General features: G+C 64.2%; 14 protein-coding genes. 5 read left to right on the top strand and 9 right to left on the bottom strand.

Going from position 1 to position 14989, the window contains the following annotated elements; translation table 11 throughout:
- Positions 1–7: 7 nt before the first annotated feature.
- From MRBLSP13_RS10360 to MRBLSP13_RS10350, 3 genes are read left to right on the top strand one after another with little or no spacing between them, the layout of a single operon-like run.
- A complete protein-coding gene (locus MRBLSP13_RS10360) occupies positions 8–370 on the top strand; it encodes a hypothetical protein (RefSeq protein WP_363734769.1) in 363 nt (120 codons plus the stop codon).
- Positions 370–1764, top strand: a complete 1395-nt coding sequence (locus MRBLSP13_RS10355) for an NAD(P)H-hydrate dehydratase (RefSeq protein ID WP_363754315.1) — start codon at positions 370–372, stop codon at positions 1762–1764. The genes MRBLSP13_RS10360 and MRBLSP13_RS10355 overlap by 1 nt, the downstream gene beginning before the upstream one ends.
- On the top strand, positions 1761–2966 hold the full coding sequence (locus MRBLSP13_RS10350) for a class I SAM-dependent RNA methyltransferase (RefSeq protein WP_363734771.1): 1206 nt from the start codon (positions 1761–1763) through the stop codon (positions 2964–2966). Before MRBLSP13_RS10355 ends, MRBLSP13_RS10350 begins: the two co-directional genes overlap by 4 nt.
- 75 nt (positions 2967–3041) lie before the next feature.
- Here MRBLSP13_RS10350 and MRBLSP13_RS10345 read toward each other — a convergent pair whose 3' ends face one another.
- The 7 genes from MRBLSP13_RS10345 to MRBLSP13_RS10315 all read right to left on the bottom strand — a co-directional run bounded on the left by MRBLSP13_RS10345 (position 3042) and on the right by MRBLSP13_RS10315 (position 10720).
- The gene (locus MRBLSP13_RS10345; protein WP_363734772.1) at positions 3042–4235 is read right to left on the bottom strand and encodes a type III PLP-dependent enzyme; all 1194 of its coding nucleotides are present in this window, start codon (positions 4233–4235) and stop codon (positions 3042–3044) included.
- 148 nt (positions 4236–4383) lie between these two features.
- Positions 4384–5556, bottom strand: a complete 1173-nt coding sequence (locus MRBLSP13_RS10340) for a carboxynorspermidine decarboxylase (protein ID WP_363754313.1) — start codon at positions 5554–5556, stop codon at positions 4384–4386.
- Between the two features lie 91 nt (positions 5557–5647).
- On the bottom strand, positions 5648–6868 hold the full coding sequence (locus tag MRBLSP13_RS10335) for a saccharopine dehydrogenase family protein (protein WP_363734774.1): 1221 nt from the start codon (positions 6866–6868) through the stop codon (positions 5648–5650).
- Between the two features lie 84 nt (positions 6869–6952).
- Positions 6953–7300 carry a GFA family protein gene (locus tag MRBLSP13_RS10330; protein WP_363754311.1) on the bottom strand — a complete coding sequence of 116 codons (348 nt, stop codon included), beginning with the start codon at positions 7298–7300 and terminating at the stop codon, positions 6953–6955.
- Between the two features lie 82 nt (positions 7301–7382).
- A complete protein-coding gene (locus MRBLSP13_RS10325; RefSeq protein WP_363754309.1) occupies positions 7383–7901 on the bottom strand; it encodes a DUF1993 domain-containing protein in 519 nt (172 codons plus the stop codon).
- Between the two features lie 161 nt (positions 7902–8062).
- On the bottom strand, positions 8063–9646 hold the full coding sequence (locus MRBLSP13_RS10320) for a cisplatin damage response ATP-dependent DNA ligase (protein WP_363754306.1): 1584 nt from the start codon (positions 9644–9646) through the stop codon (positions 8063–8065).
- An 81-nt stretch (positions 9647–9727) separates the two neighbouring features.
- Positions 9728–10720, bottom strand: coding sequence for a ligase-associated DNA damage response exonuclease (locus MRBLSP13_RS10315; RefSeq protein ID WP_363754303.1), 993 nt, complete (start codon positions 10718–10720; stop codon positions 9728–9730).
- Positions 10721–10852: 132 nt separating this feature from the next.
- On the opposite strand from MRBLSP13_RS10315, the gene MRBLSP13_RS10310 reads away from it, so the two are divergent.
- Entirely contained in the window at positions 10853–12070 is a 1218-nt protein-coding gene (locus MRBLSP13_RS10310) for a DUF3419 family protein (protein WP_363754300.1), read from the top strand.
- Complete coding sequence (locus tag MRBLSP13_RS10305) at positions 12070–12717, top strand: class I SAM-dependent methyltransferase (protein WP_363754297.1); 648 nt, start codon at positions 12070–12072, stop codon at positions 12715–12717. Before MRBLSP13_RS10310 ends, MRBLSP13_RS10305 begins: the two co-directional genes overlap by 1 nt.
- 18 nt (positions 12718–12735) lie before the next feature.
- Here MRBLSP13_RS10305 and hemA read toward each other — a convergent pair whose 3' ends face one another.
- Together hemA and murI are read right to left on the bottom strand one after the other, a co-directional pair.
- Positions 12736–13956 (bottom strand): 5-aminolevulinate synthase, encoded by a 1221-nt coding sequence (hemA, locus tag MRBLSP13_RS10300; protein ID WP_363734783.1) that lies wholly within the window; start codon positions 13954–13956, stop codon positions 12736–12738.
- A 154-nt stretch (positions 13957–14110) separates the two neighbouring features.
- The gene (gene murI / locus MRBLSP13_RS10295; RefSeq protein ID WP_363754294.1) at positions 14111–14914 is read right to left on the bottom strand and encodes a glutamate racemase; all 804 of its coding nucleotides are present in this window, start codon (positions 14912–14914) and stop codon (positions 14111–14113) included.
- Positions 14915–14989 lie beyond the last annotated feature (75 nt).

The following is a 14989-nucleotide window of genomic DNA, read 5'->3' as shown; positions in this document are numbered from 1 at the left end:
CGCAGGAATGACAAGGCCCGGCGTCCTAGTTGGCAGTTTCTTCCTGTGCCTGGCGCTGGCCGGATGCGGCCGTCGTTCAGGGGCTGGGGAACAGGCTGGCGAAGGACAGGAAAGGATTTCCTGCGCAATCGGTCCAGGCGTAGGGTGGACAGAGGATTGCCTGGTCGAACAGGATCGCGATCTGCTGACCGTGCGTCACGTGGATGGCGGCTTCCGGCGCTTCCAGATAGTCCATGACGGGCGCGGGGTCGTGCCCGCGGATGGAGCCGAGCAGGCCGCGATTGTGGTCGTCGGCAAGGGCATGATCGAGTTGAGCGTCGGACAGGATCGCTATCGCCTTCCAGCGCGCCTTTCCGAAAGGAAGAGTTGATGCAGAGCCATGCGATCCTGACGGCAGCCGAGATGCGGCAGGCGGAACAGGCCGTCATCGCCGCCGGCGTCCCCGAATATACGCTGATGGAGCGCGCAGGGGCCGCAACTGCAGAGATTATCTGGCGTGCAGGTGGAAAACGCGATCTGCTGGTTCTCTGCGGTCCCGGCAATAATGGTGGCGACGGGTTCGTGATCGCGCGACTCCTTCGGGCGCGTGGCGTGCCGGTGCGCGTCGCTGCTCTTGACGAAAGCCGGACGGAATCGGGCATGAAGGCGCGTACGGCATGGGGTGGTCCCGTTGAAGCCTTGCTTGATGCCGCGCCGGCGACGCAGATCGTGGACGCATTGTTCGGGACAGGCCTGTCGCGTGGATTGGACGCGAAGGTTGCGGGGACATTGCGCGCCCTCACCGAACAGGCGAGCTTCAGCTATGCCGTGGACCTGCCGAGCGGGGTGGAGACGGATGGCGGCGCACTTCTGTCCCATGTACCCGTCATGGGGGTCTGTATCGCACTGGGTGCGTTCAAGCCCGCGCATCTGTTGCAGCCGGCGGCCGGATGCTGGCGGCGGCTGGTCTGCGCTGACATCGGCATCGACGTCTCCGGTGCGAAGATGCACCGGCTGGCGCGGCCGCAACTGGATCCGCCGGGGGCTGCCGCGCATAAATATAGCCGTGGGCTGGTGGCAATTGTCGGCGGCGAAATGGCCGGCGCAGGACTGCTCGCGAGCGAGGCGGCTGCGCGCGCAGGGGCGGGCATGGTCCGTCACTTGGTTCAGGAAGTGGCCCATGGCGGTCCGGCCGCCATCATCACACAGCATACCCGTGAGGCGGACGATGTGGCGAATGCTCTGGATGACGGCCGGTTCAGGGCCGTCCTGGCAGGGCCGGGGCTGGGGCGCGGGAGCGTGGCTGCCGATCGGTTGAAGGCAGCTCTTGCCGCTGGGCATCCCCTCATTCTGGATGCCGACGCATTGGTCCTGCTCGCGGAACCGGGGTTGGACGCCATCCCGCCGAATTCGATCCTGACACCCCATGAGGGGGAATTTGTCCGCCTGTTCGGCGACTTGCCGGGCAGCAAGGTGGAGCGCGCGTTGGCGGCGGCGAAGCGGGCGCGCTCCACGTTGATCTACAAGGGCAGCGATAGTGTCATCGCAGCGCCCGACGGTCGCGCCGTTCTTTCGCCACCGGGTTCCTCCTGGCTATCGACGGCGGGGACGGGAGACGTCCTGGCGGGACTGGTCGCCGCTCGGCTCGCCGTCACGGGAGACGGATTCCGGGCGGCGTGCGAAGCGCTGTGGCTGCATGGTGAGGCCGCAAGACGGGCGGGAGCGGCCTTCATCGCGGACGATTTGCTTGTGGAACTGCCAGCGGCTATCGCATCCCGCCTGTGACCGATCCTGATACCGAAATCGTCGTCCGCGTCGCCGCCAAGGGCGATGGCGTGACCGCCCATGGCCGCCATGTTCCGCTTGCTGCGCCGGGCGACCGGATAGCGGAGGATGGCCGCATGCTGCGGGGCCCGCATCATGTCGACGCGCCATGCGTACACTTTCCGGCCTGCGGCGGATGCGAGTTGCAGCATATTGACGATGCAAGCTACGCGGAGTTCGTGACCGCGCGCGTTACGGGAGCCCTGGCGGGACAGGGCGTGACAGCCGACCTGCTCCTGCCGCCGCATATCTCCCCGCCGAAGGTTCGCCGCCGCGCATCGCTGCGGGCGAGCAGACAGGGGCGCAAGGTCGTCATAGGCTTTGCTGAATCGGGCAGCCACAGGCTGATCGACCTCACGATGTGTGAAGTCCTCGATCCCCGCCTGTTCGCGCTGACGGGGCCGCTGAGGAATCTGTGTGCAGTCATCCTGCCGGAAAAGCAGGCCGCACATGTGCGGATGTCGCTGACCGATCAGGGCGTCGACCTTTTGCTGGAAGGCGTGCGGATTGAAGGGCTTGCCGCCGATGAGGCGCTTCTGGCCTTTGCGCAGAACCATCGACTCGCTCGCGTGACCATCGATGAGGGGGACGGGCCGCAGACCCGATGGGAGCCGGATTCGGTCACGGTCAGCTTTGGCGGCGTGCCGGTCGCCTTTCCGCCTTTCGCCTTTCTTCAGGCAACACCTGATGGTGAGGCTGCGCTTGCGCAGGAAGCGGGGGCAGCCATGCCGGCGGAGGGGGCCATTGCCGACCTCTTCTGCGGCCTTGGCACATTCGCCCTGGCATTGGGGGACGGGCGCCCGGTCTATGCGGCGGAGGCTGCGCGTGATCTTGTCCTCTCCCTCAAATCGGCGGCAAATCGCGCGCAGCGCCGGATGGTGGCCGATCATCGCGATCTGTTCAGGCGGCCGTTGACGACTGCGGAGATCGACCGCTTTGCCGGGGTCGTCATCGATCCGCCGCGCGCTGGCGCCAGGGAACAGGTGATGCAGCTTGCCGCGTCGCGCGTGCCGGTCATCGCCTATATCTCTTGCAATCCTGCCAGTTTCGCGCGGGATGCGGCGCATCTGGTTGCGGGCGGCTACCGACTGGAAAGAGTGCGTCCGGTGGGGCAGTTCCGCTGGTCCACTCATGTGGAGCTGGTCGGCATCTTCCGGCGCTGAAAGCATTAGCCCCTCGCCGCGGGGGAGTGCGGCGAGGGGCCTTGCATCCTCTCCTTTAGGGGGAGGCCTTCGCCTCTACCCGAGCTTGATGACAGTTGCGCGACGACGGGCCGGAACCGCATCGACATAGAGGCTGGCCATCGGCTCATCCTCCACTTCGACGACCGCTTCCGACGTGAAGCCGTTGAAGCCGGTGCGCATCGCAGCGCCATAGGCGCCGAGCATGCCGATCTCTATATAATCGCCCGCCTGCACGTCGTCCGGCAGCATGAAGGGGCCGACCATATGGTCCATATCGTCGCAGGTGGGGCCATAGAAGGAGAAGCCGGTCAACTCCGCCTCGCTCTCTTCTCCACGCAGCAAGGCCACCGGGAAGCGCCAGCCGATATGGGCCGCGTCGAACAAGGCGCCATAGGCACCGTCATTGATATAGAGTTCGTTGCCCCGACGCCGTTCGACGCGCACGACGACCGAGCTGTATTCGGCGGACAGGGCGCGGCCCGGTTCGCACCACAGTTCGGCCGAATAGCTGATCGGCAGGCTTTCGAACCCGCGGTGGATCGCGTCGAAATAATTTTCGAGCGCGACCGGTTCCATGCCCGGATAGATGGACGGGAAGCCGCCGCCGACATCGATGATGTCGACCGTGACCGCCGCATCGACAATGGCGGCGCGCACGCGCTCTATGGCGTCGCTATAGGCCTGCGGGCTCATCGCCTGGCTGCCGACATGGAAGCAGATGCCCAGCGCATCGGCCGCCTGACGCGTCGCCAGCAGCAGTTCGCGGGTCTCGCCCAGCTCGGCGCCGAATTTCGACGCAAGGCTGAGTTCGGAATGTTCGGAAGAAACGCGCAGCCGCACGCACAGCTCAAGATCGGTCGCATCGTTCGTGGCGCGCATGATCTTCGCCAGCTCGTCCAGCGTGTCGAGCGAGAAGGTGCGCACGCCATGGACGTGGTATGCCTCCGCAATCGCTTCCTCTGCCTTCACCGGGTGCATGAAGCACAGCTTGCCTTCGCCTTGCAGCGTCTCCGCCACCAGGCGCACCTCCGCGATGGACGCCACGTCGAAATGCGTGATGCCCGAAGCGAAGAGAGTGCGGATCAGATCGGGAGACGGATTCGCCTTGACCGCATAGAGCGAGCGTCCCGGAAACTTCTCAGAGAAGAAGCGGGCGGCCCGGGCCGCAGCCTGGGGACGAATCAGCGTTACCGGTGCTGCCGGTTTGAGGGCGGTCGCTACCCCCAGCGCGCTATGATGCTTGTGCAACTCAAGGGACCTCCAGTGTAGTCGTTGGCAAAGAAGCTGCCTTGCGGTGGAAGTCCCATGGGGCAGCGGAAGGGCGATATATGCGGCAGGGGTCCCGCTGTAAAGCGCGTGTGTAAAATTTGTTGCGCTGGCGGCTATGAGATGTGCGTCAGGAGAGACGGGACTTGAAATCCTGGTAGGAAAACTGCCGGATTTGCCTGAGTTCGTCGGTTTCGGAGTTCCAGAGCCAGATGGCGGGCAACGGCACGCCATTGAATGTGTTGGTCTTTACCATGGAATAATGGGCCTGATCGAGGAAGGCGATCCGTCGTCCCGGAGTCGCGCCGCCGGGGACGCGATAGTCGCCGATGATGTCCCCGGCGAGGCAGGATGGACCGCCGAGTCGCGTGACGGGCCCATCGGATTGCTCATGCAGCATGGCCGGGCGGTAGGGCGCCTCGATCACGTCGGGCATGTGGCAGGTGGCGGAGATGTCCGTGATCGCGACGGGCATGCCGTTGTCGATCACGTCGAGGATTTCACCGACCAATATGCCCGCGTCCAGCGCCATCGCCTCGCCAGGCTCGATATAGAGTTCAAGGCCTGTTCGGGCCTTTGTCGCCTGGAGGAAGGCGATCAGTTCGTCGATCTGGTAATCGGCGCGCGTCACATGGTGCCCGCCGCCGAAGTTCAGCCATTTGAGGCCGCCGACATGAGGCATGATGCGCGATTCGATCGCGGCCCAGGTACGTTGGAGCGGCAGGAAATCCTGCTCGCACAGATTGTGGACATGAAGCCCGTCGACGCCCACCAGATGTTCGGCGCGCAGTTGGTCGATGGGAAAGCCGAGGCGGCTATGGGGTTGGGACGGGTCATATTTGGGCACCTCGCCCTCGGCATGGAGGGGGTTGAGGCGCAGGCCGATGTCGAAGTTCACACCGTTCATTCGAGCATCGTCGATGATCGGGCGCAGGCGTGCGATCTGGCCGGGGCTGTTGAAGATGACATGGTCCGAAATGCGGAGGATTTCGGCCAGATCTTCGGGTTTGTAGGCAGCGCAGTAAGTGGCGACTTCGCCGCGATATTCTTCCCGGCCCAGGCGCGCTTCATAAATGCCGGAGGCGCAGACGCCGTCGAGATACTCGCCGATCACCGGCCCAAGCGACCACATGGAAAAGGCCTTGAGCGCGCCCAGCACCCTGATCCCCGCGCGGTCGCGAATGTCGCGCAGGACCGAGAGGTTGCGGCGCACCGCAGCCTCGTCCACCACGAAGGCGGGCGAAGGGACGCGGTGCAGGTCGAAATGGGTGAAGGCGGCGGGATCGCCGGCTTTGGTTTCCATCTACGTTCCATTCGATGCCGTGTTCCTGCGCAGGCAGGAACCCAGTTCAGACGGCGGGACTGGGCTCCTGCCTTCGCAGGAGCATGTTGATTTAAAAGTCCAACGGCGCGGCCAGCTCCTTCACCTGCCAGGGCAGGCCGTGCGCGTTCAGCATGTCCATGAAGGGATCGGGATCGAACTGTTCGATGTTGAACACGCCGCCACCTTCGGATTGCGGGGCCTTCCACGCGCCGGTGAGCATCAGCGCGGCACCGATCATCGCCGGGACGCCGGTGGTGTAGCTGACCGCCTGGTTGCCGGTTTCGGCATAGGCGTCCTCATGGTCGCAGACATTGTAGACATAGACCGTCTTCTGGCTTCCGTCCTTCAAGCCGGTGGCGATGTCGCCGATGTTCGTCTTGCCCTTTGTGGTCGGACCCAGGCTGGACGGCTCGGGCAGAACGGCCTTCAGGAACTGGAGCGGGATGATCTCCTGACCGTTGTACATCACGGGATCGATGCGGGTCATGCCGACATTCTGGAGCACTTCCAGATGCTTCAGATAGGCGTCGCCAAAGGTCATCCAGAAGCGGATGCGCTTGATTTCGGGATAGTGTTTGGCGAGGCTTTCCAGTTCCTCATGATACATGAGGTACATGTTCTTTTCGCCGACCTGATCGAAGTCGAAGACCTGCTTGTGCTTGAGCGCCGGGCCTTCGACCCATTTGCCGCCCTCCCAGTGGCGCGACGGCGCGGTGACTTCGCGGATGTTGATTTCCGGATTGAAGTTGGTGGCGAAATGCTGGCCGTGGTCGCCGCCATTGCAGTCGAGAATGTCGAGCGTGTCGATCCGGTCGAGCAGATGCTTCTTGATGTAGGACGCAAAGACGCTGGTCACGCCGGGGTCGAAGCCCGAACCCAGCAGGGCCGTGATGCCGGCTTCCTTGAAACGCTCCTGATAGGCCCATTGCCAGCTATATTCGAACTTGGGCGTGTCGCGCGGTTCGTAGTTGGCGGTGTCGAGATAGTCGGTCTTGGTCGCGAGGCAGGCGTCCATGATCGCCAGGTCCTGATAGGGCAAAGCGAGGTTGACGACCAGCCTGGGCTGCACCTTCTCGATAAGGGCAATGGTTTCCTCGACATTATCAGCGTCGACCTGCGCCACGTCGATGGTGACGCCGGTGCGGGCCTTGACCGATTCGGCGACCTTTTCGCAAGAGACGATGCGGCGGCTGGCGAGCGTGATGTGGCTGAAGATATCAGGGTTCATCGCCATCTTGTGAACCGCGACAGACCCGACGCCGCCCGCGCCAATGACCAGAACCTTGCTCAATTCAACTGCTCCATAGCTGTGCCGCGCCTGACGCGCGAAAGCGCCCATATAGGGGCTGTGCGTGACAGCGCAAAGTCAGTCTGTTCAGAAGCTGGCGCCGTCGACTTTTTTGATTTTGAGCGCGTCGATATCGACGTCCGGCACGCAGCGCAGGTTGATGGCGCGCATCGGGCCATCGGGCGACTTGCCGAGCGCGAAGGGCTGCGTGCCGCAGGTGGCGCAGAATTGATGGGTGATGTTGTGCTTGTAGAATTGATAGTCGGTGAGCTTGTCCGCGCCGCTGTCGAGGGTGAACTGGTCGGCGGGTACGAAGGTCAGCACGAAGCCTTTGCGGCTGCAATGGGAGCAGTTGCAGGTCATGGCTTCGCTGGGCGCGTCGGCGGCGACGGTGAAGGTGACTGCGCCGCAGTGGCAGCTTCCGGTGTAGGGCATGGGGACTCTCCTTTTGAGGGGAGTTTATGGCGTTGAGATGTTTAAGGGAATGACGGAGTTGGGTGGGAAAGTCGCTGTTCGACTATGGGAGCTTACGAACGCTCCCCAGATAGTCACGCTTGCCAATCGGGACGCCGCTCATGCGAAGAATGTCATAGGCTGTGGTCACGTGAAAATAGAAATTGGGTTGGGAAAAGCTCATGAAGAAGTCCCTTCCTATGAAATTCCAGAGCAGCTTGTCCCCGATCGTGAATGTCATCGGTTTGTCGCTCAACTTGTCCAAGTCGGCGACGCTGAGCGCCTCAAGCGCCTTCATCGCTTCGCCGACCCTGGCCTTTAGGCCGTCGAAGCTGTCGGGCGGCGGCGTAGTATCCGGCGAAAAATTCCCATGCTGGACGCCATGGATCGCGCCGATTGAATGGACCGTGCAGCTTTTTACCTGATAGGCAAAGTCGAACATGTCAGGGGCAAGCCTCGCATGGATCAATTGCCCAGCCGGGAGCCCCTGCTCATTGCAATAGGCTTCCGCTTTTTCAAGCAGTCCCAGGACCGACTTCAACAGTTGAAGGCAACCCGGCACGAAGGCATCGTAGAGCGTCATTGTCTATCTCGTCCTTTGCGGAAGGCATGAACAGGATGGACTATGTGATGGCGCATCTCACCGAGGTCCGCAATTGGTCGCTTTCATCCAACTGCGCCTGACTTCGCTTCGCTCAGCAAGGCTTCAATCCTTCTCCCGTCGAGTGAGAAGGATATGGGGCGTCAGCTTACCAGCCGCTTCAATCCCGCCACGGTATCCGCTTCCGCTGCAGGCTTGTCCCGCCTGATCCGGGCGATGCGGGGGAAGCGCATCGCCAGGCCCGATTTGTGGCGTTTGCTCTCATGGATGCTGTCGAAGGCGACCTCCAGCACCAGCGATTTCTCCACCTCGCGCACCGGGCCGAAGCGGTTTGTCGTGTTGGTGCGCACGAAGCGGTCGAGCCATTTCAGCTCCTCGTCGGTGAAGCCGCTATAGGCCTTCCCAACCGGCAGCAGTTCGCCATCCTCCGTCCAGCAGCCAAAGGTATAGTCCGAATAGAAGGATGAACGTTTACCGTGGCCGCGCTGGGCATACATCATCACGCAATCGGCGGTCAGGGGATCGCGTTTCCATTTATACCAGAGCGCGGCCTTCCGCCCGGCGACATAGGGGCTGTCGCGGCGTTTGAGCATCACGCCTTCGATGGCGGCGTCGCGGGCGCCTGCGCGGATGTCGGCTAGCTGGAGGAAATCCTGCGCTTCTATGAGGACGGAGATGTCGAAGCGGTGGGGGGGCAGCCGGGGGACGATGGTTTCGAGCCTTGCGCGGCGCTGAGCCCAAGGAAGGGCGCGCAGGTCTTCGTCGGCGTCGAGCAATATGTCGTAGAGACGGACGAAGGCGGGATAGTCCTCCATCATCTTCGTCGTGACGGCCTTGCGGCCCAGGCGTTGCTGGAGCGCGTTGAAGCTGGCGGCCTCGCCACCCTGAAATTCGCCTTTGACGAGCAGTTCGCCATCGAGGACCGCGTGATGGTGGAAGGCTTCGGCTATGTCGGGGAAACTGCCCGTGATGTCGTCGCCTGCGCGGCTGTAGAGGCGCGTCTGCCCGCCCGTGCCGACGATCTGGACGCGAATGCCGTCCCACTTCCATTCGGCGGCATAGTCGGAGAGGTCGACGCTCTCCACCTCCAGCGGGTGGGCGAGCATGAAGGGCCGGAAGAAGGGCGTGCCGGCGGGGTCGGGGCGATCGGAGCGGCCCTCCGCCCAGGCGAACAGTTCGGCATAGGGTGGCGCCAGGGCGTGCCAGCATTCTTCCACATCGTCGACATCCAGGCCAAAGGCCTGGGCGAAGCCGGTCTTGGCGAGGCGGGCCGAAATGCCTACGCGCAGGCCCCCGGTCGCCAGTTTGAGGAGGGCGAAGCGGCCCGGGGCGTCGAGATGGTCCATCATCTTCGCCAATGTCGCGGGCGCGGCCGCCCGGCTGGTGGCGTGGAGGCGGTCGACCATGGCGGAAAGGGTGAGGGAGCCGTCATCCACCTCCTGCGGCTGGTCCTGCGCCTTGGGCCAGAGGAGGGCCACGGTTTCGGCGAGGTCGCCGACATAGTCGCGGCTCATGTCGAACAGCACCGGATCGACGCGGGCGCGGGTCATTTCCGCTATGGTAGAGGCCTTGACGGTCTTCAGGTCCAGATTGCCGGTGAGGGCGGCGAGCGCCCAGCCACGGTCCGGGTCGGGGGCGTTGCGCATATAGCTGGCGATCAGGTTCAGCTTGCCGTTGCGGGAGCGGGTGTAGACGAGGCCGTCGAGGAGTTGGGAAAATTGTCTCATCTCACCAGCCGCGCACCTTTCTCTGGAAGATTGGCGATGGCGTCGAAGGGGGCAGTCCAGAGGAGGAGATCGCCAGGCGCATCACCCCTCATCCTCATCTTCGCGGCCGACCAGCGCGAGGGCGCGGGCGCGCATCTGGTGGGTCATGCACCAATGGAGCAGGGCTTCCTCCCGGCCATGGGTGATCCAGGTTTCTGCGGGGGCGACTTCGCGGATGGTGTCGGTCAACTCGTCCCAGTCGGCATGGTCGGAAATCACCAGCGGCAATTCCACATTGCGCTGCCGGGCGCGCTGGCGGACGCGCATCCAGCCTGACGCCATGGCGGTGATGGGGTCGGGCAGGCGGCGGCTCCAGCGGTCATTGAGGGCGGAGGGTGGTGACAGGATGATGCGGCCGCGCATTTCTCCGGCGGGGAGGCCGGTTGCCGGGCGGAGATCGCCCAGGGGGACGCCGAACTGTTCGTAAAGGGCGCACATCCGCTCCAGCGCGCCATGGATGTGGATCGGGTCGTGATGCCCCCTGGCGCGCAGTTCGCAGATCAGGCGCTGCGCCTTGCCAAGGGCATATGCGCCGACCAGGATGCAGCGTTCCGGATTGGCGTGCAGGGCCGCAAGCAGCCGGTCGACCTCGCTGCCCGTATCGGGATGGCGGAAGACGGGAAGGCCGAATGTCGCTTCGGTGACGAAGATGTCGCAGGGCACGGGTTCGAACGCCTTGCAGGTGGGATCGGGGCGGCGCTTGTAATCGCCGGTGACGACGACGCGTTCGCCCGCATGGGACAACAGGATCTGCGCCGAACCCAGCACATGGCCGGCGGGCACATAGCTGATCGTGACCCCGTTCATGCGGATCTCTTCGCCATAGGAGACCGCCGTGCCCGATGCGGTGCCGTAGCGCAGGGCCATGATCGCCAGGGTTTCCCGCGTCGCCCAGACATGGCCGTGCCCGCCGCGCGCATGATCGGCATGGCCATGGGTGACGAGTGCGCGTTCCTGCGGGACGGAAGGATCGATCCAGGCATCCGCGGGGCGGACATAGATGCCGGTGGGGTGTGGTTCGATCCAGTGAGGCATTGCTGAGGAAGAAGGTGGAACGCGCCGCTTGGTTCCGCAAGGGCTTCATATTGTCGTAACCGGATCGTCACGGGGACGACATGCCATTGCCGTAAGCGCGCCAGGACGACCGATGGCGAGGAGGCGCGGCACATGGCATCTACGGCTCACCAGAATGTTATACGCGCGGTGCACCGGCATCGGCATCTGTCAAGGCAGGGGTTGTTGGAGCGGGCCTTCACCTTCGCCTTCCGGGGCCTTGTCTACGCGCAGATCTGGGAAGATCCGCAGGTCGACATGGAAGCGCTGGCGATCGGGCCGGACAGCCATGTCGTCACCATCGCTTCGGGCGGATGCAATGTCCTGAGCTATCTGACGGCCAATCCCGCGAGGATCACCGCGGTCGACCTTAACACCGCGCATATCGCGCTCAACCGGTTGAAGCTGGCGGCGGCGCAGGCGCTGCCCGACCATGAGGCGTTCCATCGCTTCTTCGCCAGGGCGGACAGCAAGGAGAATGTGGCGGCTTATCGCGCCTTCGTCACGCCTGTGCTGGACGATGCGACGCGGCGCTACTGGGAAGGGCGGGATTTCATCGGGCGGCGGCGGATCGGCGGCTTTGCGCGGGGGATCTACCGGCATGGGCTGCTCGGGCGCTTCATCGGTGCGGCACATCTGCTGGCGCGGTTGCATGGCGTCGATCCGCGCCGGATGCTGGACGCGAAGTCGCGCGAGGAGCAGCGGGCGATCTTCGAAACCGAACTGGCGCCGGTGTTCGAAAGCGCGTTCATGCGGTGGCTGACGAGCCAGCCTGCTTCGCTCTTCGGCCTTGGCATCCCGCCCGCGCAATATGAGGCGCTGGCCGGGGACGAGCGGATGGACAGCGTGCTGAAGGCGCGGCTGGAGAAGCTGGCCTGCGGTTTCGACCTCAAGGACAATTATTTTGCGGTGCAGGCCTTTGGACGCGGTTATGCCGGCGGGACTGGCCCCTTGCCGCCCTATTTGCAGGCGGCAAACCATGCAGCCGTGGTGGAGCGCGCCGGGCGGGTGGACGTCCGGCATGGGAATTTCACCGACTTCCTGGCGTCGCAGCAGGCAGGGTCGGCGGATCGCTACATCCTGCTCGACGCGCAGGACTGGATGGATGATGCGCAGTTGAATGCGCTCTGGGCGCAGATCACGCGGACGGCCAGGCCCGGTGCGCGGGTGCTGTTCCGGACGGCGGGCGAGCCGAGCATCCTGCCGGGCCGGGTCGATGAGGCGTTGCTGGCCCGCTGGGTCTATCGGGCCGGGGAATCACGCGACTATACGGCGCGGGATCGTTCGGCCATCTATGGCGGCGTCCACCTTTATGTGCTGGGCGACGCGTGATGACGGGCGGGCATGGGGGGCTGATGGACAGCGTCTATCGGCGCCAGCGGCATATTTATGACCTTTCCCGCAAATTCTACCTGCTGGGGCGCGATGGTCTGATTGCCGATCTGACCCCGCCGGCCGGTGGGGCGGTGCTGGAGATTGGTTGCGGCACCGGGCGCAACCTGATCGCCGTGGGCAAGGCCTGGCCGGAAGCGCGGCTTTACGGGGTCGACATATCCGAAGCGATGCTGAAGACGGCGCGGAAGGCCGTGATGAAGGCGGGGCTGGCGGATCGCGTCGTGCTGGCGCAGGGCGATGCCTGCGCTTTCGATGCAGGGGCGCTGTTCGGGCGGGAGCGGTTCGAGCGGGTGTTCATCAGCTATGCGCTGTCGATGATACCGGATTGGGAAAGCGCTTTGCGGCAGGCCGCAGGGTGCGTGGCGCCGGGCGGCAGGCTGGAATTTGTCGATTTCGGGCAACAGGATGATCTGCCGGGCTTCTGGAGGCGCGCCCTGTTCGGATGGCTCGCCCGATTCCATGTGTCGCCGCGGGCGGGACTGGGGCAGGCGATCGGAAGAGTGGCGGCGGACCTGGGCGGCTTTCCGCATAGCCGGAGCCTGTATCGGGGCTATGCGGTCAGGGGCGGGTTGATCCGGCTGTGAATCTTGGAAGGCGACCGTTCAGGCCGCCTTCCTGAATTCCAGTTCCAGACGATCCCAGATTTCCACCAGGGCATCGACCAGTTCGCGCATCATCGCTTCGCTGTGCGCCGGTCCCGGCGTGAAGCGCAGGCGTTCCGTGCCGCGCGGCACGGTGGGGTAATTGATCGGCTGCACATAGGCGCCATATTCCGCGAGCAAAATGTCGCTGATCCGCTTCGCCTTGACCGGATCGCCCACCATCAGCGGGACGATGTGCGTCACCGATGGCATGACCGGCAGGCCGGCTTCGGCCATCAGGCGCTTCAGGGTCGCGGCGGACGCCTGCTGGCCTTCGCGTTCCTCGCTCGACTGCTTGAGGTGGCGCACGCTGGCCAGCACGCCGGCCACGAGTACCGGGGAGAGGGAGGTGGTGAAGATGAAGCCCGGCGCATAGCTGCGGATCACGTCCACGATCATCTGGTCGGCGGCGATATAGCCGCCCATGACGCCGAACGCCTTGCCCAGCGTGCCTTCGATGATGGTCAGACGATGTGCGACATCATCGCGTTCCGAAATGCCGCCGCCGCGCGGGCCGTACATGCCGACTGCATGAACCTCGTCCAGATAGGTGAGCGCGTTGAATTCGTCCGCCAGGTCGCAGATCGCCGCTATCGGGGCGACGTCGCCGTCCATCGAATAGACGCTTTCAAAGGCAATCAGCTTGGGCACGTCGGGATCTTCGGCGGCGAGAAGTTCGCGCAGATGGTCGACGTCATTGTGGCGGAAGACGCGCTTTTCGCAGCCCGAATTGCGGATGCCCGCGATCATCGAGGCGTGGTTCAGTTCGTCGGAGAAGATGATGCAGCCGGGCAGGATCCGGGCGAGGGTAGAGAGCGTCGCTTCATTCGAGACATAGCCCGAAGTGAACAGCAGCGCGCCTTCCTTGCCGTGCAGGTCGGCCAGTTCCGCCTCCAGATCCACATGATAATGGGTGTTGCCGCCGATATTGCGGGTGCCGCCGGAGCCTGCGCCGACATCGTGCAGCGCCTCTTCCATCGCGGCGACGACCTTGGGGTGCTGGCCCATGGCGAGATAGTCGTTGGAACACCAGACGGTGATGGGCTTTGGCCCATTATGGCCGTGGAAGCAGCGGGCGTTGGGGAAGGCGCCCTTGTTGCGCAGGATGTCGATGAAAACGCGATAACGGCCTTCGCTATGCAGCCGGTCGATCGCCTGCGTGAAGATGTGCTTGTAGTTCACCTGAAAGCCCAGTCCCTATTCCCGCTTCCCCTCTTTCGAGGGGCATTTACCTGCTGTGTCCGCCTATTACCAGTGATAAACGTTCGCAGCCTTAGGGAGAATTACCTATCACACTGATAGAAAGGCTTGCGATTGGACCAAAGGTCCACCCGTTTCAAAGGCCCTCCATCCGCTGCAGCCCATAGCTGGCAAGCGCGGCGCGCAGAGGTTCGACGCCCTGGTCCAGCCGCGTGAACAGCGCTGTTCCGGGGGACGGGGCGGACGGCCATTCCTGCCCCACTGTCAGATAGGCGATACGGCGCGCAATGCCCTCTCCCCCATGCACGAAGCGGAGCGGGCGCGGCGATGCGGTGGCCAGTTCGGCCTCTACCAGCGGAAAATGCGTGCAGGCGAGGACCACTATGTCCATCCTGTCGCCGCCGGGCTGATCGAGCAGGCCGGCCAGCGCGTCGCGCGCTATGGCGGGATCGAGCGGTTCGCCGCGCAATTTCGCCTCGGCGAGCTGGACCAGCGCGGCCGACCCATGACGCAGGACCGTGCAATCGGCGCCATGTTCGGCCGCGAGCCGGTCGACATAGGGCTGGCGCACCGTGGCGTCCGTGCCAAGCACGCCGAAGACGCGGCTTTGGGACAGCAGGGCGGCGGGCTTGATCGCCGGCACCGTGCCGACGACGGGAATGTCGAGCGCCGCGCGCACCGCCGGCAGCGCGATGGTGGAGGCGGTGTTGCAGGCGATGACGGCCAGTCGCGGGCGGTATCGTTCCACCAGCCGGCCCAGCAGGGCGGGAACGCGGGCGGCGATTTCCGCCTCGCTCTTGGTTCCATAGGGGAAGCCTGCACTGTCGGCCGCATAGACGACCGGCGCGTTGGGCAGTGCAGCGCGTGCCGGGCCAAGGATGGAAAGCCCGCCGACGCCGGAATCGAAGAACAGCAGGGGTGCATGGGGTGCGACGGTCATTATGCCCGATATGTCGCGACGTCCGGCATTCCTGTCAACGGGCGGCCTGTCAACGGCTGGCCTGTCAGCTGGCGG

It is taken from the genome of Sphingobium sp. LSP13-1-1.1, assembly GCF_040676415.1.
Taxonomy (GTDB): Bacteria; Pseudomonadota; Alphaproteobacteria; order Sphingomonadales; family Sphingomonadaceae; genus Sphingobium.
Note: the sequence above shows the minus strand (reverse complement) of the source record. Positions and strands in the feature narration are given on the sequence as shown.